At 37.0% G+C, this 17,822-nt stretch carries 18 protein-coding genes; 5 read left to right on the top strand and 13 right to left on the bottom strand.

Features of this window, described 5'->3' with window-relative positions:
- Nucleotides 1-62 precede the first annotated feature (62 nt).
- A complete protein-coding gene (locus tag U9K52_RS03730) occupies nt 63-806 on the top strand; it encodes a dienelactone hydrolase family protein (RefSeq protein WP_322925472.1) in 744 nt (247 codons plus the stop codon).
- A gap of 46 nt (nt 807-852) precedes the next feature.
- On the opposite strand, the gene U9K52_RS03725 is transcribed toward U9K52_RS03730, so the two are convergent.
- From U9K52_RS03725 to U9K52_RS03710, 4 genes are all read right to left on the bottom strand, one after another.
- Nucleotides 853-1,233 (bottom strand): PEGA domain-containing protein, encoded by a 381-nt coding sequence (locus U9K52_RS03725; RefSeq protein ID WP_312174562.1) that lies wholly within the window; start codon nt 1,231-1,233, stop codon nt 853-855.
- A gap of 154 nt (nt 1,234-1,387) precedes the next feature.
- On the bottom strand, nt 1,388-1,759 hold the full coding sequence (locus tag U9K52_RS03720) for a cupin domain-containing protein (protein WP_263603517.1): 372 nt from the start codon (nt 1,757-1,759) through the stop codon (nt 1,388-1,390).
- Nucleotides 1,746-2,225 carry a GNAT family N-acetyltransferase gene (locus U9K52_RS03715; protein WP_322925471.1) on the bottom strand — a complete coding sequence of 160 codons (480 nt, stop codon included), beginning with the start codon at nt 2,223-2,225 and terminating at the stop codon, nt 1,746-1,748. Before U9K52_RS03715 ends, U9K52_RS03720 begins: the two co-directional genes overlap by 14 nt.
- 85 nt (nt 2,226-2,310) lie before the next feature.
- Nucleotides 2,311-2,916, bottom strand: a complete 606-nt coding sequence (locus tag U9K52_RS03710; RefSeq protein ID WP_263603519.1) for a DUF2911 domain-containing protein — start codon at nt 2,914-2,916, stop codon at nt 2,311-2,313.
- A gap of 157 nt (nt 2,917-3,073) precedes the next feature.
- On the opposite strand from U9K52_RS03710, the gene U9K52_RS03705 reads away from it, so the two are divergent.
- Nucleotides 3,074-3,304 (top strand): hypothetical protein, encoded by a 231-nt coding sequence (locus U9K52_RS03705; RefSeq protein WP_263603520.1) that lies wholly within the window; start codon nt 3,074-3,076, stop codon nt 3,302-3,304.
- Nucleotides 3,294-3,587 carry a type II toxin-antitoxin system RelE/ParE family toxin gene (locus U9K52_RS21380; protein ID WP_283421559.1) on the top strand — a complete coding sequence of 98 codons (294 nt, stop codon included), beginning with the start codon at nt 3,294-3,296 and terminating at the stop codon, nt 3,585-3,587. Before U9K52_RS03705 ends, U9K52_RS21380 begins: the two co-directional genes overlap by 11 nt.
- A gap of 61 nt (nt 3,588-3,648) precedes the next feature.
- On the opposite strand, the gene carB is transcribed toward U9K52_RS21380, so the two are convergent.
- The 3 genes from carB to U9K52_RS03690 form a co-directional block, all read right to left on the bottom strand.
- Nucleotides 3,649-6,828, bottom strand: a complete 3,180-nt coding sequence (carB, locus tag U9K52_RS03700; RefSeq protein WP_263603521.1) for a carbamoyl-phosphate synthase large subunit — start codon at nt 6,826-6,828, stop codon at nt 3,649-3,651.
- 297 nt (nt 6,829-7,125) lie between these two features.
- A complete protein-coding gene (locus U9K52_RS03695; protein WP_263603522.1) occupies nt 7,126-8,199 on the bottom strand; it encodes a carbamoyl phosphate synthase small subunit in 1,074 nt (357 codons plus the stop codon).
- Between the two features lie 185 nt (nt 8,200-8,384).
- Nucleotides 8,385-9,275: an aspartate carbamoyltransferase catalytic subunit gene (locus U9K52_RS03690; RefSeq protein ID WP_248392596.1), complete on the bottom strand. Its 891-nt coding sequence runs from the start codon at nt 9,273-9,275 to the stop codon at nt 8,385-8,387.
- A 245-nt stretch (nt 9,276-9,520) separates the two neighbouring features.
- Between U9K52_RS03690 and U9K52_RS03685 the strand changes: the two genes are divergently transcribed.
- Nucleotides 9,521-9,982 (top strand): Lrp/AsnC family transcriptional regulator, encoded by a 462-nt coding sequence (locus U9K52_RS03685; RefSeq protein ID WP_248392595.1) that lies wholly within the window; start codon nt 9,521-9,523, stop codon nt 9,980-9,982.
- A 49-nt stretch (nt 9,983-10,031) separates the two neighbouring features.
- Nucleotides 10,032-10,550, top strand: coding sequence for a SecDF P1 head subdomain-containing protein (locus U9K52_RS03680; protein ID WP_322925470.1), 519 nt, complete (start codon nt 10,032-10,034; stop codon nt 10,548-10,550).
- Nucleotides 10,551-10,580: 30 nt separating this feature from the next.
- Here the strand turns inward: U9K52_RS03680 and argH are convergent, their stop codons facing one another.
- From argH to argC, 6 genes are all read right to left on the bottom strand, one after another.
- Nucleotides 10,581-11,885: an argininosuccinate lyase gene (argH, locus tag U9K52_RS03675; RefSeq protein WP_322925469.1), complete on the bottom strand. Its 1,305-nt coding sequence runs from the start codon at nt 11,883-11,885 to the stop codon at nt 10,581-10,583.
- A gap of 147 nt (nt 11,886-12,032) precedes the next feature.
- Nucleotides 12,033-13,115 carry a M20 family metallo-hydrolase gene (locus U9K52_RS03670; RefSeq protein WP_322925468.1) on the bottom strand — a complete coding sequence of 361 codons (1,083 nt, stop codon included), beginning with the start codon at nt 13,113-13,115 and terminating at the stop codon, nt 12,033-12,035.
- A complete protein-coding gene (gene argB, locus U9K52_RS03665; protein WP_322925466.1) occupies nt 13,090-13,884 on the bottom strand; it encodes an acetylglutamate kinase in 795 nt (264 codons plus the stop codon). The genes U9K52_RS03670 and argB overlap by 26 nt, the downstream gene beginning before the upstream one ends.
- Nucleotides 13,885-13,952: 68 nt before the next feature.
- Nucleotides 13,953-14,912: an N-acetylornithine carbamoyltransferase gene (locus U9K52_RS03660; protein WP_263603526.1), complete on the bottom strand. Its 960-nt coding sequence runs from the start codon at nt 14,910-14,912 to the stop codon at nt 13,953-13,955.
- A gap of 283 nt (nt 14,913-15,195) precedes the next feature.
- Nucleotides 15,196-16,335, bottom strand: coding sequence for an aspartate aminotransferase family protein (locus U9K52_RS03655; RefSeq protein WP_322925463.1), 1,140 nt, complete (start codon nt 16,333-16,335; stop codon nt 15,196-15,198).
- Between the two features lie 312 nt (nt 16,336-16,647).
- Nucleotides 16,648-17,613 carry an N-acetyl-gamma-glutamyl-phosphate reductase gene (argC, locus tag U9K52_RS03650; RefSeq protein ID WP_322925461.1) on the bottom strand — a complete coding sequence of 322 codons (966 nt, stop codon included), beginning with the start codon at nt 17,611-17,613 and terminating at the stop codon, nt 16,648-16,650.
- Nucleotides 17,614-17,822 lie beyond the last annotated feature (209 nt).

Genomic DNA, 17,822 nt, shown 5'->3' with positions numbered 1-17,822 from the left:
ATAAAAATAAACACTGATTTTCGAGGTAATCCAATAACTCTAACAAAATTAAATTACAAAATATGATACGCACACTTTTATTATCGGCATTCCTGATGGGTTCGGGAACTTTTTTCAGTCAGAATTTAAAGCCTGTGGCTTATAAGGACGGTTCGCAAAAACTAAATGGTTTAGTCACCTCAAATGCCGGAAAAAAACTTCCCGGAGTTTTAGTCTTACCGGCGTGGAAAGGTATTGACGATGAAGCAAAAAATGCCGCTGCAGATTTGGAAAAACAAGGGTATATTGCTTTTGTTGCAGATATTTATGGTGAAGGAAACATTCCTGCAGATAATGAGTCGGCAGCAAAAACATCGGGATATTATAAGAAAAATTATGAGGCTTATCAGAAAAGGATTTTACTGGCACTGGAAGAACTAAAGAAAAACGGAGCTGTTCCTGAAAAAATTGCTGTAATAGGTTATTGTTTTGGGGGTACAGGTGCTCTGGAGTCTGCGAGAGGAAGTTTTCCTGTGGCGGGTGTAGTTTCGATCCATGGAAGTATCGGGAAAGACCAGACAAGAAAAAACGGACCGATTTCTACAAAAATCCTGGTTGAAAATCCTGCAGATGACAAAAGTGTAACGCCGGAAGATTATAACAATCTTATCAAGGAAATGAATGAAGGAAATGCCGACTGGCAGATCATCACCTATGCGCATTCAAAACATACATTTACCGATCCAAAATCTCCGGATTACAATCCTGTTATGGCAAAAAGAGCATGGAATCATACTCTGATGTTTTTAAAAGAAATCCTGAAATAATCTAACAGTGTAACAATTACTTATTGTTACATTGCTAAATTTTAAATTAATTTTTCTGCTCGAGCTCTATTTGATATGCTTTTGGAGAATATTTGGTAAGAGAACCTGTAGCCGCATCAATTCCTACACCAATAGCTCCACCTAAAAGAATATTGACCAATGTCACCGGATTAAAGGTTTTGGTAAGCTTAACCTCCTTAGTATTAAATCCTTCTTTTTCAAAAGTTACCATTTGTTTGCTTAAGGATCTCGGAATCTCAGCGGTACATGGAGTTGTACACTTTTCAATTCCTTTATGAAATACTTTGGCACCTTCCGGAGTCGAATTAAAAGTGATCTTATCTTTTGTTCCTGTAAGAATACTTGCGCATGAAGTTACAGAAAGGGCGATTCCCGCTAAAAGGGCTACTGACAGTTTGTTTTTCATAGTTAGTTTTATCTTTCGTAAAAATTTGCGCGAACTTACGAATAATCTGTCACCGGTCAAAAAAACAACTATATATCGAGTCAGTTTAATATCATTATAAATTATATTTTGACTGTTACACTGTTACATTATTAAATTGGTACATTATGCAATTTTAATCTACTCCTTCCTCTTCCCGATGTACCGATTCCATAGAAAATGCGGGGAGACAAATTGAAATATATTCACACTCCTGTTCAAAAGGATTGCTGTAGCGGATTCTGGCGCCTTTTTCGATCATGATGCTTTGCCCTTTTTCCAGGATAACTGTTTCACCGTCAATTTCAAACTGTTTTTTCCCCGAAATAATAAGGGTAAATTCATCAAATTCCGGTGTCTGGTGCGGCTCGCTCCATCCCGGCGGAGCTATCATGTGGGCAATTGAAAGGTCTGAGTTTCCGGTGGAATTTCCCCAGTGTTCTTCAATCAGTTTACCATCGGTCGTCGGAACCACGAATGGTGTCTGTTGGATTTTAAATTTTTTCATATTTTTCTTTTTTGATTTGGTATAAAATGTTGATTCTCGAAGGTTCTCCGAAATAAGCAATTTCTTCTTCACCTCTCTCTTCCGCACCCAGCTTTTCCATAGCTTTCCTGGAACGAATATTATCTTTTCCGACATGGAAATACACCGTATCAACAAACTGAAAGATATAATGCAGCATTAATTTTTTGATTTGAGAATTAATACCTTTCCCCCAGAATTTTGTTCCATAAAAAGTGTAACCTATGAAAATGCTGTTATCATGTTGGTTATAATCATAAAAACGGGTGCTTCCCAGTATTTCGTCAGAAGATTTTCCGGTGATTTTAAAGGCTCCGCCGCTTTTCATAGCTCCTTCAAAGAAAGTACTGAAAACATCTTTACGATACCGGTCTTTATTCGGATGCTGGCTCCAGACCTCCGGATCGGAAGCGACGTGATATAAAGACTCAAAATCCCCTTGCAGCAAGGGGATTAACTGCTATTTTTCATTTTCTAAAACCGGTTGAATAGAAAATTTCATTGCTTATTTTTTTATTGATGCTGAACTGCAATTAACTCTTTGTTTTAGCAGCATCTGCTTCGATTTTTTTAATTTCTCTAAGTTTATCGGCAATTTTATTGACAGCATCCGGCTTGGAAGGTTTTACCGGAACTTCAGCCTGCAGATCATCCCATTTTAGCACAAGATTAGCAGCATTTTCGTCGGTAGGATTCAGGGTAATTTCAAACCACTCCTGTTTATCAGCCAGCTTGTTCACCGGAACGGTAACATCTACTACATCCTGTTTCGGATCATAGGTATAAGCACCCCACTGCTGGAAGTCTTTATTGAGTATTACTTTCCATTCTTTTTCTGTAGGAACGATGAATAAGCCATACGTTCCTGCCTGAACAATCTTACCTCCGAAATTCACCGACTGTCCGAAAGTAATTTTCGTAGAAGAGTTGGCTCCCGCTCTCCAAACCTGTCCGTAAGGCACTAATTCTCCGAAGATCTTACGTCCTTTCACGCCCGGTCTTCCATAGTCAACCGTTATTTTAGACATTGAGAACTGCTGCTCTACTTTCTGACGCGGGCTTGCCGCCGGTACCGAATAATCCTGTGCAAAACTGAAAGCCGAAACTGATATACAAATGGCAAATAGTAATTTTTTCACTTTTAAAATTTTGTTTAAAAATACAAAATCGGGATCAGAAAAGTATTTGTTCGGGATGCTAAAATTTTGTTAAAGATTGGCGTTTCTCACTTGTCTTTTGGAAATTAGTATCTGATTCGTGCAATAAAAATTTTATATATTTGTTAAAAACAAAGAGATGGAATCTGTTACATTAAAAAATATTCAGCAGTTACTAAAAGATGCTCCGGAAAGCGTTCTGGAAAAAGTTTTAGACTATATTGAAGCAATTCTTAAAGATGAAAGCAATACTTTTACACTTTCTGAAGAACAAAAAGAAAGCCTTCAAAAAATAAAAAAAAGACCATACGAACAGCATACGGAAATTGATACTTTTCTTAATGAAATGAAATCGAAGTATGATATTTAAGATCATCATTTCCGATGAAGCAAAAATTGATATAGAACATTCTTATCTTTATTACCAAAGAAAAGTAAGTAAAAAAGTTGCGGATCATTTTTTCAAAGATTTTAAATCTTCATTAAATATTATCTCTAAGAACCCATTTTTTAAAATTTGGCATGAAGGTTTTCATTGTAAACCAATGAGAAAATATCCTTTTCTAATCTTTTACATGATTGATAAAGATCTGCGTACAATTATTATAGCCCGAGTTTTTCACACTTCTCAGAATCCGGAAAAATATCCATAAAAAAACCTCACAGGTTTTTAAAACCCGTGAGGTTGATTATATAATCATTAATAATTTTACATTACATCGTTTCCATTTTGAAGCTCATGCTTTCGATTACTTTTAAGATCGCTTCTACCGTATCCATGGATGTTAAACAAGGTACCCCGTTTTCCACGCTCATTCTTCTGATCTGGAAACCGTCTCTTTCGGATTGTTTTCCTTTCGTCATGGTGTTCACCACATACTGAACTTTTCCTTTCTGGATAAGATCAATCAGGTTAACACTTTCCTCTCCTATTTTATATCCTATTTTGCAAGGGATTCCCTTTTCTTCGAAGAATTTTGCCGTTCCTTCCGTTGCCCAGATTCTGAAGCCAACTTCATGGAATCTCGCCGCCAGATCAGCTGCTTCCTGCTTATGCTTATCTGCTACCGTGAACAGGATGGAACCGTGCATCGGGACTTTTCTTCCGGCAGCAACCAATCCTTTATAAAGCGCCTTTTCAAGGGTGGTATCTTTACCCATAACCTCTCCTGTAGACTTCATTTCAGGGCCTAAAGAGATATCAACTTTCGTTAATTTTGAGAAAGAGAACACCGGAACTTTTACGAAAACACCTTCTTTGTTCGGAACCAGTCCGCTTTCGTAGCCTAGGTCTTTCAGTTTCTGACCTAAAATTGCTTTCGTAGCCAAATTTGCCATCGGAACCTCAGTGATTTTAGATAAGAAAGGAACTGTTCGTGATGATCTTGGATTCACCTCAATCACATAAACGTTTCCTTCGAAAAGAACGTACTGGATGTTCATTAATCCGATGACGTTGAGTCCTTTTGCTAATCTTTTGGTATAATCAACCAAAGTATCGATTTCGCTTTGTGAAATATTCTGTGGAGGATACACTGCAATTGAGTCTCCGGAGTGAACTCCTGCTCTTTCGATGTGTTCCATAATTCCAGGAATGATCACTGTTTCACCATCGCAGATCGCATCGATTTCCACCTCTTTTCCAACCATGTATTTGTCAACCAAAACCGGATGTTCAGGGCTTGCTTCTACCGCGTTTTCCATGTAATGTGCCAGTTCGGTTTCTGTGTAAACAATTTCCATGGCTCTACCTCCCAACACGTAGCTCGGGCGAACCAATACCGGATAACCGATCTCATTGGCAATTTTTATCGCTTCTTCTTTTGAAACAGATGTTTTTCCTAAAGGCTGCGGAATCTGCATTTCCTGAAGCGCTTTTTCAAATTTATCTCTGTTTTCCGCTCTATCAAGATCTTCCAGAGAAGTTCCTAAGATCTGAACACCATGAGAAGCCAATTTATCTGCTAAATTGATGGCCGTCTGACCGCCAAACTGTACCACAACACCTTTTGGTTTTTCCAGTTCGATGATATTCATCACATCTTCTTCCGTCAAAGGTTCAAAGTATAGTTTATCTGAAATGGAGAAGTCTGTAGAAACTGTCTCAGGGTTATTGTTGATGATAATCGCTTCGTAACCCATTTCTTTGATCGCCCAAACCGAGTGAACTGTCGCGTAATCAAACTCAACACCCTGCCCGATTCTGATCGGTCCTGAACCCAGAACGATGATCTTTTCTTTATCTGAAACAACACTTTCATTTTCCTCTTCATAAGTTCCGTAGAAATATGGGGTTTCAGATTCGAATTCCGCAGCGCAGGTGTCTACCATTTTGTACACCGGCATTACCCCGTTTTCTTTTCTGAAATTGAACACTTCCCTTTGTGTAACATCCCAAAGGTGAGCAATATTTAAATCTGCAAAACCTAATTTTTTAGCTTCAATCAGAATTTCTTTGCTGAATTTATTTTCTGCAATCGTTTTTTCGAAATCAATTAATTTTTTGATTTTCCAGATGAAGAATTTATCGATTTTGCTCCATTCTACAATTTGTTCCCAGTCGTACCCTCTTCTTAAAGCATCCCCGATGATGAACAATCTTTCGTCGTCACAAACCCTGATTCTTCTTTCGATTTCTTCCGCTGTTAAAGCTTCGGCTTGTTTGGTTTTTAAACCGATATGTCTGATTCCTGTTTCAAGGGAACGGATGGCTTTTTGTAAAGATTCTTCGAAATTTCTTCCGATTGCCATTACTTCACCCGTTGCTTTCATCTGAGTTGATAATCTTCTGTCCGCTGTTTCGAATTTATCGAACGGGAATCTTGGGAATTTCGTCACTACATAATCCAATGCCGGCTCAAAACAAGCATACGTTTTTCCTGTAACCGGATTCATGATTTCATCAAGTGTTAAACCTACAGCGATTTTCGCAGCGATTTTCGCAATCGGATATCCTGTTGCTTTTGATGCTAAAGCTGAAGAACGGGAAACTCTAGGGTTTACTTCGATGATATAATAATTGAATGAATGTGGGTCTAATGCTAACTGTACATTACATCCACCTTCAATTCCTAATGCTCTGATGATTTTTAATGAAGCATTTCTCAGCATCTGATACTCTCTGTCCGAAAGCGTCTGAGAAGGCGCCACAACGATGGAGTCTCCTGTGTGAACTCCCACCGGATCTATATTTTCCATGTTACAAACCACAATTGCGTTGTCGTTTGCATCACGCATTACTTCATATTCAATTTCTTTGAAACCTGCGATTGATCTTTCAATCAGACATTGCGTAACCGGACTGTGTTTTAATCCTAATTCTGCAATTTCCTTCAATTCAGTTTCGTTGGAAGCGATACCACCTCCTGTTCCACCCATGGTGAAGGCCGGACGAACAATTACAGGATACCCGATTTCATCAGCAAATTTTAAAGCTCCTTCAACTGTGTTCACGATGTCTGATTCAGGAACAGGCTCGTTCAGTTCTCTCATCAACTCACGGAACAAATCTCTGTCTTCTGCTCTGTTGATGGCTGAAAGCTTGGTTCCCAACACTTCCACTTTACATTCTTCAAGAATTCCTGATTTTTCCAATTCTACCGCCATATTCAGTCCGGTTTGCCCACCAAGCGTTGGTAAAAGCGCATCCGGACGTTCTTTTCTGATGATATGACTTACAAACTGAAGTGAAATCGGCTCGATGTATACTTTATCTGCGATTTCAACATCCGTCATAATCGTTGCAGGGTTTGAGTTGATCAAAATTACCTTGTAGCCTTCTTCCTTCAAAGACAGACAAGCCTGCGTTCCTGCGTAATCAAATTCCGCCGCCTGACCGATGATGATTGGACCTGAACCGATTACTAAAATTGTTTTTATGTCGTTTCTTTTCATTTTTAAATTTATCCTTTTTGTTAATGTTGAACCCTTTCGGGTTCTGATGTTGGTTGTTTTACCATTTTCATGGTTTTCACCGTTTTCCATAGGTTGCACCTACGGCTATTCATAATTGAATCCTTCGGATTCTTTTAATTTAAGCAGCGAATTGCACGCAGCCCGACTTGAGCGGAAATCCTTTTTTGCCATCCTGTTTGTTCTATTTTCGCAGAAAAGTCCTGCAAAAAAGATTGGGAGCCCTTCGACTTCGCTCAGGATAAACTACAGGCGGATTAAGCTGCCCAAATTCATATTCTACTTTTTAAAATCTTCCATCAACTGGATAAAATCATCGAATAAATAATTCGCGTCTTCAGGACCCGGACTTGCTTCCGGATGATACTGAACGGAGAAACAAGGGTGAATTTTGTGCTTCAGGCCTTCGTTCGTCCTGTCATTCAATGCGATATGGGTTTCAATTAAATCTGTATTTTTCAAACTTTCCTGATCTACCGCGTAACCGTGATTTTGGGAAGTAATGGCCACTTTGTTTTTCTCTAAATCCAACACCGGATGGTTTCCTCCCCTGTGTCCGAATTTTAGTTTGAATGTTTTTGCTCCGCAGGCCAGCCCGATCAATTGGTGACCCAGACAGATTCCGAAAATCGGAACTTTTCCTAAAATTCCTCTGATCATTTCTAAAGCCTGCTGGTTATCTTCAGGATCACCGGGACCGTTGGATAACATTACTCCGTCCGGATTCATCAGTAAAATTTCTTCTGCTGTTACATCCTGGGAAACTACCGTAATATCACAGTTTCTTTGAGATAACTCCCTGATGATCCCTAATTTGGAACCGAAATCTACCAATACCACTTTTAAGCCTCTTCCCGGATTTGCATACGGTGTTTTTGTAGAAACCTGCTCCACCTGATCGGTTGGAAAGTTGGTTGATTTTAATTCTGAAACTACGGTGTTTTCATCAGCATCAGCGTTTACAATTTTTCCTTTCACTACTCCGTGGTTACGAAGAATTCTTGTCAGTCTTCTGGTGTCGATTCCTGAAATTCCTGAAAGGTTTTTCTTTTTAAATAATTCATCTAAAGTAATCTGAGTACGAAAATTAGATGGCAGATCACAAAGTTCCTTTACAATAAGCCCTTTGATCGCCGGTTCTATACTCTCATAATCATCTCTATTAATTCCATAGTTTCCGATTAATGGATAGGTCATGCACACAATCTGACCGCAATAAGACGGATCAGAGATCAGTTCCTGATACCCTGTCATTCCGGTATTGAAAACTACTTCCCCTGCCGTTTCCAATTCTGCTCCGAAACCTTCTCCATGAAATACTTCACCGGACTCCAGTATTAATTTTTTCTTCATTTTAAACTTTTATCTCTTATTATTTATTTTATATATCCACATGGGTTTCACCCACGGCTATTAACATGTCGCTCCTATGGAGCTTGGACAACCTGTATGTTTTTGTTTTCCAGGGCTTCACCCGTCGCTATTATAAATCGCCCTTTCAGGGCTCATCAAAATTTTTTTAAACTATTCCTTGCCTCTTATTTAAAAGTATATCCTTGATTTTCCAAGGCTTCTTTTATGATGGCCATTCTTGCAAAAACGCCGTTCTGCATTTGTTTGAAAACCCTTGAACGTTCGCATTCCACGAGGTCGGTATCAATCTCCACGTCTCTGTTAATGGGTGCCGGATGCATGATGATGGCATCTTTTTTCATGGCTTTTTCTCTTTCTTTGGTTAAACCGTATTTTCTATGGTATTCAGATGCGGAGAAGCTCATTTTGGCATCATGCCTTTCGTGTTGGATTCTTAACAACATTAAAACATCAACCTCTTTAATTAATTCATCAACGTTTAAGTAAGTTCCGTTGATTAAAGCTCCCTCGTCAAACCATTGTTCAGGTCCCGAAAAGTATACCTTCGCTCCAAGCCTTCTCAATGCCTCTGCGTTTGAATTGGCGACTCTGCTGTGTTTAACATCACCTACAATCCCCACTTTAAGGCCTTCAAATTTCCCGAATTCCTGATAGATCGTCATTAGATCCAGCATACATTGAGACGGGTGATTTCCCGTTCCGTCTCCTCCGTTGATTACCGGAATTTTTATATTTTTTAATTCATCAAAATATCTGTCTTTTTTATCTCTGATTACGACAAGATTTACCCCTAAACTTTCAATGGTCTTTACGGTATCATACAAACTTTCTCCTTTGTTTACGGAAGAATTTGAAGCATCAAAAGGCACTACCTGCAAGCCCAGTTTTCTTTCTGCAATATCAAAACTCGTTTTTGTTCTGGTGCTGTCTTCAAAGAAAAGATTCGAGCAAAAAACTTCTCCTTCAATTTTAGCCGTTTTTCCATTCGCAAAAGCCAAAGCTTCTGTCACTATCCTGTTGATTCTCCCGGTGCTTAGTTCTGTAATCGTAAACATAATATTTTAATTTTTTTACAAAAAAAAAGCGAAGAAACATCTTCGCTTAAAATAAATAAATATCGTAAAGGGCGCTATCGCCCGGTAATTCTAATGATATAAATACTGTGTTATTCATTAGGTGCAAAGATACAACAATTTTATAAACCGACAAAACCAAATTTCATTATTATTAAAATACCATGATTTTTAAATAATTTAATTTTTAAATACTATTTTTGTTACCCTATCAACCTTTATACAATATGGATTTAAAAGACAAAATGATTCTCAGCATTATTCAGGAAGATTCTACTTATTCTGTAAAAGAAATTTCGGAAAAAATCGGGCTTACTTTTACTCCGACATATGAGCGCATCAAACAACTGGAGAAACAGGGAATCATTGAAAAATATGTAGGCCTTTTAAACCGTGAGAAACTAGGGCTTAATATTGTTGTATATTGTAACGTAAGACTAAAAGAACAATCTAAAAAAGTATTGGAAACTTTTGAGAAAAACATAATGCAGCATGATGAAGTTCAGGAAATAATAAGTCTTTCCGGCGAATACGATTATATGCTGAAAATCATTGCGAAAGATATTAATTCTTATAATGATTTTACCGTGAATGTGATTTCAAATATTCCTAACATCGGTCAATATCACAGTTCTATCGTGCTTCACGAGGTGAAGAAGTCTACGAAGTTTAAGATTGATCTGGATTAAAATTTAAAAATCAATATCATTAGCATAACATAACATTTATTCATTTATAATGAAACATACATTATTAATAATAGGAATAATGGTATCAAGTCTGTGCTTTTCACAAAATACTTCCGAAGTTGTTGATGTTATCAACAATGGAAAGGTTGAAAACAACGAAGATCGAGATACACAAAACTATATCGCAGAATATCTCACTTCCTTTTTTGACAAAACCTACGAAAAACCTGACGGATTCTACCTCGTTATCGAACAAAAAACTCCTAATAACAAAAATACGCTCGAAATTGAAAGCATTTCTTTCCTAAATTCAACTGACATAAAAAATATAATTTTAAATAAAAATGGCAATAAATACCCCACCGTCCTATTCGAACTTAATGAAACAGGAAGTAGAAAATTAAAGAAAATTACATCTGAAAACTTTGGAAATGGAATCGCTATAATTGTTGACAAAAAAATAATTACCATGCCAATGATTGTTGCTGAGATATCAGATGGTAAGCTTGAATACAACAGTATTCTGCCTTATAACGAAACCGAATTAATAGTTAATAAATTAAAATAATTTTCTTTAATTAATCTTTTTTAAACTAAACTATCCCAGCAATTTACTTTTCAGTTTATTAAACTGATATTCTATCCTATCCAGACAAAGATTTCCGATGCTTCCCTGATGCGTATGATTCAGGTTTTCCATTTTAAAATCAAACTCGCCTTTTTCAATTTCCTGCCCTACCTTTATATAAGCATCGCGGAATGAACTTCCGCTTTTCACTTCTTCATTTATTTTCTCTACACTGAAAAGATATTTATACTTTTCATCCTCCAAAATCCCGTCTTTCACCTGAACATTCGGCAAAGTGTAACTTAAAATTTCAAGACATTCCTTTAATGAATCAATTGCCGGGAAAAGAATTTCTTTCGTCAACTGCATATCACGATGATAGCCTGAAGGAAGATTATTGGTCAACAAAATAAACTCATTCGGCAACGACTGAATTCTGTTGCAACGTGCACGAACCAACTCGAAAATATCCGGATTTTTCTTGTGGGGCATAATGCTGCTTCCCGTGGTAAATTCTTTAGGGAAACTGATAAAATCAAAGTTCTGGCTCAAATACAGACACACATCATAAGAAAATTTGCTTAAAGTTCCCGCCAAAGTTGCCATTGCCATCGACAACATTTTCTCTGACTTTCCGCGCGTCATCTGAGCGTAAACCGAATTGTAATTCATGGATTGAAAGCCTAAGTTATAGGTTGTACTCTCCCGATCAATCGGAAATGAGGAACCATAGCCTGCCGCCGAACCTAATGGATTTTTATTGATGATATTTTTTACCGAAAACAACATCTCAAGGTCATCCAACAACGCTTCTGCATACGCTCCAAACCACAATCCGAAAGAGGAAGGCATCGCAATCTGTAAATGCGTATAGCCCGGAAGCAAAACATTTTTATGCTGTTCTGCCAATTTGATTAAGATCTGAAAGAATTCGTCCGTTAAAGCTGTAATTTCACGGATTTCATCTAATAAATACAATTTAATATCCAGCAAAACCTGATCATTTCTTGAACGTGCCGTGTGAATTTTCTTTCCGGTATCGCCTAATTTCTCGATTAAAATTGATTCTATCTGCGAATGAATATCTTCTGCATTTTTATCAATGTTAAAAGTTCCATCTTCAATATCCTGTAAAATCAAAGCCAGAACGAAAAGCATTTTTTCCGATTCTTCCTTTGTAATAATACCTGTTTCTGCCAGCATGATACAATGAGCAACTGAACCTTTGACGTCATATTTTGCCAAACGTTCATCAAAGTCAAGATCTTTCCCGACTGTAAATTTGTTGACTAATATATTGGTGGCATTATCGTCTTTTTGCCATATTTTTTTCATAAATTTCTTTTTTGTTGGAAGATGGAAGCTAGGTGCTGGAAGTTTACTACCAAATGCTTTATCTTCATTAATTAAAAAAAATTGTTATTTTGAACAAAAATTATATTTTTAGGCATCTTTATTAGCATCCAGCATCCCGCTTCCAACCTACAAAACCTTTTGTAAAATTTGAATATAAATCTCAATTCCCTCCGCAATTTCTTCGATGAAAATAAATTCATCTGCGGTGTGAGAGCGCCTGCTGTCACCTGGTCCGAGTTTTACCGATGTACAAGGAATAATGGCCTGGTCGGATGATGTTGGCGAGCCGTACGTGGTCCTTCCAATCTCAAGACCTGCCTGTACGAACGGATGTTCTATTTCAATTTTTGAAGAATTTAATCTGAAAGATCTCGCTGTCAACGTTGATTTCATCTGTGACTGAATGATTTCAAATGCTTCTTTATTAGAATATCCATCGGTAACTCTTACATCCAAAGTGAATGTACAAGACTCCGGAACCACATTATGCTGAACCCCTGCGTGAATTCCTGATAATGTTATCTTTACTTCACCCAAATACTCCGAAACTTTTGGAAATCTGAAATTCAGAATATTCTGCAGATCTTCCATGCATTTCACAATCGAATTGTCATTATTCGGATGAGCGGCGTGAGAAGGAGTGCCTTTCATTTCCCCGTCGATCACCAAAAGACCTTTTTCCGCGATCGCCAGATTCATTTGTGTTGGTTCTCCTACGATGGCGAGCTCCACATTCGGAAGCTGTGGAAATAACGCTTCGATCCCGTCAAAACCTGAAATCTCTTCCTCTGCTGTCAAAGCAATAACTAAATTATATTTTAAATCTTCTTTCTCAAAAAAATGCAAAAAAACCTGCGCCATCGAAACCAAAGAAGCTCCTGCATCATTGCTTCCCAATCCGAATAATTTTCCGTCTTTTTCAATCGGTAAAAACGGATCCAAAGTGTAGGCCTTGTTTGGTTTTACGGTATCATGATGTGTATTCAGCAAAATTGACGGCTTGAAAACATCAAAATTTTTATTCACCGCCCAGATATTATTTTTAAAACGCTTTGTCGGAATCTGATGTCTTTTGAAAAAATTTTCAATTTCCACGGATGTATTAAATTCATCTTTGCTGAATGACGGAATTTCAATCAGTCTTTTCAGCAAATCCACTGCATTATTCAGTAATTCTTCTTTACTATAAACAGATTTCAGTTCCTGCATGATGGTTTTCTATATGGTTTTTTAGTTCGGTTTCTTTAATTAAGAATACCTTATTTACATTATTTTTTACTGCTCCTAAGGCATTTTCCAATTTTGGAAGAATTCCTTTATGAAGTTTTCCTTCGTTTTTTAAGGTTGAAAATTCTTCTTCGGAAATATTTTTAATAACAGATTCTGGGTTATTTACATCTTCCAAAACACCTTGTTTATCGAAACAATACAACAATTCCACATCATATTTTATTGATAAAGCCTGTGCAATAACCGAAGCAATTGTATCCGCATTCGTATTGAAAAGATGTCCTTTTTTATCATGGGTAATTGCCGAAAATATAGGAACCAGTTCCAGTTTCAGCAATTTTGAAATTAATTTTCTGTTCACGCTTTTCTCTGTGATATCTCCCACAAATCCATAATCTATTTCGGCGTGTTCTCTTTTTTTGGCTTTAATTAAATTAGCATCCGCTCCCGAAAAACCAATGGCTTTACATTTCTTCTGCTGAAGTTTTGCCACAATATTTTTGTTGATTCCTCCCGCATACACCATTGCGACAATATCCAACGTATCTTTATCGGTTATTCTTCTTCCGTTTACGAGCTTCTGTTCAATTCCCAGTTTATCGGCTAAAGTTGTTGCCAGTTTTCCTCCTCCGTGTACCAGAATTTTCTTTTCCTGAATTTCAGAAAACTGTTCTAAAAACTGTTCTAATAATTCCTCATCATCAATTAATGATCCGCCAATTTTTATGATGTATAATTTTTCTTTCATTTTATACATTTTTTTGATTGGATTATATCCAATCCTTTTATAATTCGTCCTTTCAGGACTCTATTAATTTATTTAGAATTCAATTCATCCAAAATTTCAGAGAAAACGGCCTGCGCTGAGAAAATCCGGTTTTTGGCCTGCTGGTAAATGATGGAATTTTCACCATCCATCACCTCATCGCTCAATTCTACATTTCGACGAACAGGAAGACAGTGCATTACTTTTGCCTTATTGGTATTTTCCAATTTTTCATTCGTCAGCATCCAGTTTCCTTTCACTTCAGGCATCGTCGCATAATCATCAAAGGATGACCAGTTTTTAACATAAATAAAGTCTGCATCTTTCAACGCTTCATCCTGATCATGAATTACTTTCACATCTTTTGTGAAATTTTTATCCAAATCATAACCATCAGGATTTGCAATGACAAAATCGACATCCATTTCCTGCATCCATTCTGCGAAAGAATTTCCTACCGCTTGAGCAATCGGCTTTATGTGAGGCGCCCAGGTTAAAACCACTTTCGGTTTACGGTCTTCATGCCAGTTTTCTGTAATCGTAATGCAATCAGCCAAACTCTGCAAAGGATGGCGTGTAGCGGATTCCAATGAAATAACGGGAACTTTTGCATGCTGTTCGAACTGGCTTAAAATGCTTTCATTCACATCGTCTTCTTTACTTTTCATTCCCGCAAAACAACGAACCGCAATGATGTCACAATATTGATTTAATACTTCAATCGCATCTTTGATATGCTCAACGGTCTCACCGTTCATCACTGCACCATCTGCAAATTCCAGGTTCCAGGCTTCCTGAGCTGCATTTAATGTTAAAACATTTAAACCTAAATTCTGCGCAGCAATCTGACTACTTAAACGGGTTCTCAAACTTGAATTTAAAAAGACAAGTCCTATGGTTTTTCCTTTTCCTTTTTCGAGTTCTAAAAGAGGATTTTCTTTAATCTGTAAAGCTTTTTTTATAATTTCCTGTAAGTTCTCAACGTCACTTACAGCGGTGAATTTTTTCATTTGGAAATTTTTATTTTTTCAATGGACAAATGGAATATCCATTTCATTTTGAATTGATTTTAAAGATTTTTTATCTTACATATTTGATTGAGTTTTTAACGCTATGATCGCGAAGCTTTTTTTATTAAAATTGAAAACATTTTCGTTCGCAAGGGCGTTTCACTCAGGTAATGATAATTATGTTTGTCATTCTGAACGAAGGAAGAATCTATTGGTACTATGATAGAGATTCTTCACTACACTTCGTTTCGTTCAGAATGACAAACCGCATAATTTTCACAGGTTAAATATTCTCCAATACTTCTTTCAAAGCACTGATGAATATATCAGTTTCTTCTTTTTTAATATTAAGTGCCGGAAGAATCCTCAGCACAGCCTTATCGTTAGAATTTCCTGTGAAAATATGATGATTGTACAACAGGCTGCTTCTCACTTCCGAGCAATCCCTGTCAAGTTCAATCCCGATCATCAGGCCTTTCCTTCGAATTGTTTTAATATGTGGAAAATCTTTAATTCCATTTTCAATATAAACTCCCATTTCCTGAGCATTTTCGATGAGATTTTCATCTTTCATAACATCCAGAACCGCAATTGCAGCGACACAAGCTAAATGATTTCCACCGAAAGTAGTTCCCAGCAAACCGTTGCTTGCATGAAATTTTGGATGAATCAAAACGCCACCAATCGGGAAACCATTCCCCATTCCTTTTGCCGTTGTAATAATATCAGCTTCAATTCCAAATTCCTGATGGGCAAAGAAATAACCACTTCTTCCGTATCCCGACTGAACCTCATCCAAAATCAAAACAACATCATGTTTTTCGCACAATTCTTTGATTTTAGTTAAAAATTCAAGCGTTGGAATCATAATTCCGCCAACTCCCTGAATTCCTTCGATAATAACAGACGAGATTTCACTTCCTTGTTTTTCGAAAACTTTCTCCAGCTGTTCGATATTATTCCATTCAGACTTGATAAATCTTTCATCATAATTTACCGGAGCTACGATTTTCGGATTATCCGTCACCGAAACTGCCGCCGAAGTTCTTCCGTGAAACGAGCCTGAAAAATAAAGTACTTTATTTTTTCCGTTGTGGAAAGAAGCCAGCTTTAAAGCATTTTCGTTCGCTTCAGCACCTGAATTACATAAAAACAAATTATAATCTTCCAACCCTGAAAGTTTTCCCAATTTTTCAGCCAGTTCAGTCTGTAATTCATTCTGAACCGAATTGGAATAGAAAGATATTTTATCTAACTGCTCTTTTAGTTTGTTTTGATAATGCGGATGGTTGTGTCCGATGGAAATCACCGCGTGACCACCGTAAAAATCAAGATATTTTTCCCCTTTGTCGTCCCAGAGAAATGATCCCTGAGCTTTTACCGGATTGATGTTGAATAATGGATATACGTTGAATAAATTCATCTTAGTTGATTGTTTTTGGTTGATAGTTGTCGGTTTTTCTGACGACTTATCTTTATTACTTTTCTTTTGTCTTGAAACAAAAGAAACAAAAGTTCAAGACTGGAAACTCCAGCTAAAATTTTAAACAATTTCCTAAAATTTCTAAACTCGGGCGGAAAGCAAAAATTCGTTTGTTAAAAAATCTTTTGGCCCGCCACTCAAATAGAAGAAATTTTTTAACGGAAATTCTTTAAAATTTCTTAACGCCTCCGTTTCCTAGGTCATTTTAAAATGTATCGTAAAAATTTACAATTGACCATTTGATTATTGACATTAAAACGAGACAGGTTTCAAATTCAATCCTAAATTTTCTTCCCAACCCATTGCAATATTCATATTTTGAACAGCCTGTCCGGAAGCTCCTTTCAACAAATTGTCAATCGCTGAGTGAATAACCGCAACATTCCCACTCTTTTCTATATGAATCACACAGCGATTTGTGTTGACAACCTGCTTTAAATCAATTGCTTTTTCACTTACCTTTACAAAAAGTTCATCTGCATAAAAATCTTCAAACAATTGATATATTTCTGAAAGTTCCACATCTGTTTTCACCGTTGAACTTGTAAAAATCCCTCTCGCAAAATCTCCTCTCCAGGGAACAAAATTCAGACTGATTTCATTATTATTAAAAGAAACTAACTGCTGTAAAATCTCATCCACATGTTGATGAGTCAAGGTTTTATAAGCTGAAATATTGTCATTCCTCCAGGTGAAATGTGTTGTCGGCTGCAAAGACTGACCCGCACCTGTTGAACCTGTAATTCCCGTTGTATAAACTTCATTTAACAAACCTTTCTGAGCCAATGGAAGCAAAGCCAGTTGAATCGCTGTGGCAAAACATCCCGGATTGGCAATACTTTTCGCTCCTAAAAGTTGTTTTTTGTTTATTTCAGGTAATCCGTAGATAAAATTTCTGTCTCCGAAAGTACCGTCCAAACGAAAATCATTTCCTAAATCAATAACCAGCGTTGAATCTTTTACAGGATTCTGACGCAGCCAATTCTGACTTTCTTTGTGAGGAAGGCATAAAAACAAAATATCGACTTCTTCTGGTTGATCCGTTAAAACCATTTCACAAGCTGTCGCTAAATCCGGATACAAATCTGAAATTTTTGTTCCCGAATTTGAACGACTATATAAAAAATTCAAAGACACATGAGGATGAAAAGCCAGCAGACGAACCAGTTCGCTTCCTGTGTAACCGTTGGCTCCGATGATTCCAATTTTCTTTTTCATTTTATTATTTTCCATAGGTTTTCACCTACGGTTATTTGTATTGAACCCTATCGGGTTCTGATTGTTGTTGATTTTATTAACCATAGGTTTTGCCTACGGTTATTCGTATTGAACCCTTCGGGTTCTGTTTTTTTTGATTTATCTCGCCATAGGTTTCACCTACGGCTATTAATATTGAACCCTTCGGGTTCATTGGTATTCGACTCTCT

Source organism: Chryseobacterium sp. MHB01, assembly GCF_034651565.1.
Lineage (GTDB): Bacteria > Bacteroidota > Bacteroidia > Flavobacteriales > Weeksellaceae > Chryseobacterium > Chryseobacterium nepalense.
This window is presented reverse-complemented; position numbering and strand designations above follow the sequence as displayed.

Coding starts and splice junctions, on each gene's coding strand:
- U9K52_RS03730 (WP_322925472.1), top strand. CDS start 63: ATGATACGCACACTTTTATTATCGGCATTCCTGATGGGTTCGGGAACT.
- U9K52_RS03725 (WP_312174562.1), bottom strand. CDS start 1,233: ATGAAAAACAAACTGTCAGTAGCCCTTTTAGCGGGAATCGCCCTTTCT.
- U9K52_RS03720 (WP_263603517.1), bottom strand. CDS start 1,759: ATGAAAAAATTTAAAATCCAACAGACACCATTCGTGGTTCCGACGACC.
- U9K52_RS03705 (WP_263603520.1), top strand. CDS start 3,074: ATGGAATCTGTTACATTAAAAAATATTCAGCAGTTACTAAAAGATGCT.
- U9K52_RS21380 (WP_283421559.1), top strand. CDS start 3,294: ATGATATTTAAGATCATCATTTCCGATGAAGCAAAAATTGATATAGAA.
- carB (WP_263603521.1), bottom strand. CDS start 6,828: ATGAAAAGAAACGACATAAAAACAATTTTAGTAATCGGTTCAGGTCCA.
- U9K52_RS03695 (WP_263603522.1), bottom strand. CDS start 8,199: ATGAAGAAAAAATTAATACTGGAGTCCGGTGAAGTATTTCATGGAGAA.
- U9K52_RS03690 (WP_248392596.1), bottom strand. CDS start 9,275: ATGTTTACGATTACAGAACTAAGCACCGGGAGAATCAACAGGATAGTG.
- U9K52_RS03685 (WP_248392595.1), top strand. CDS start 9,521: ATGGATTTAAAAGACAAAATGATTCTCAGCATTATTCAGGAAGATTCT.
- U9K52_RS03680 (WP_322925470.1), top strand. CDS start 10,032: ATGAAACATACATTATTAATAATAGGAATAATGGTATCAAGTCTGTGC.
- argH (WP_322925469.1), bottom strand. CDS start 11,885: ATGAAAAAAATATGGCAAAAAGACGATAATGCCACCAATATATTAGTC.
- U9K52_RS03670 (WP_322925468.1), bottom strand. CDS start 13,115: ATGCAGGAACTGAAATCTGTTTATAGTAAAGAAGAATTACTGAATAAT.
- argB (WP_322925466.1), bottom strand. CDS start 13,884: ATGAAAGAAAAATTATACATCATAAAAATTGGCGGATCATTAATTGAT.
- U9K52_RS03660 (WP_263603526.1), bottom strand. CDS start 14,912: ATGAAAAAATTCACCGCTGTAAGTGACGTTGAGAACTTACAGGAAATT.
- U9K52_RS03655 (WP_322925463.1), bottom strand. CDS start 16,335: ATGAATTTATTCAACGTATATCCATTATTCAACATCAATCCGGTAAAA.
- argC (WP_322925461.1), bottom strand. CDS start 17,613: ATGAAAAAGAAAATTGGAATCATCGGAGCCAACGGTTACACAGGAAGC.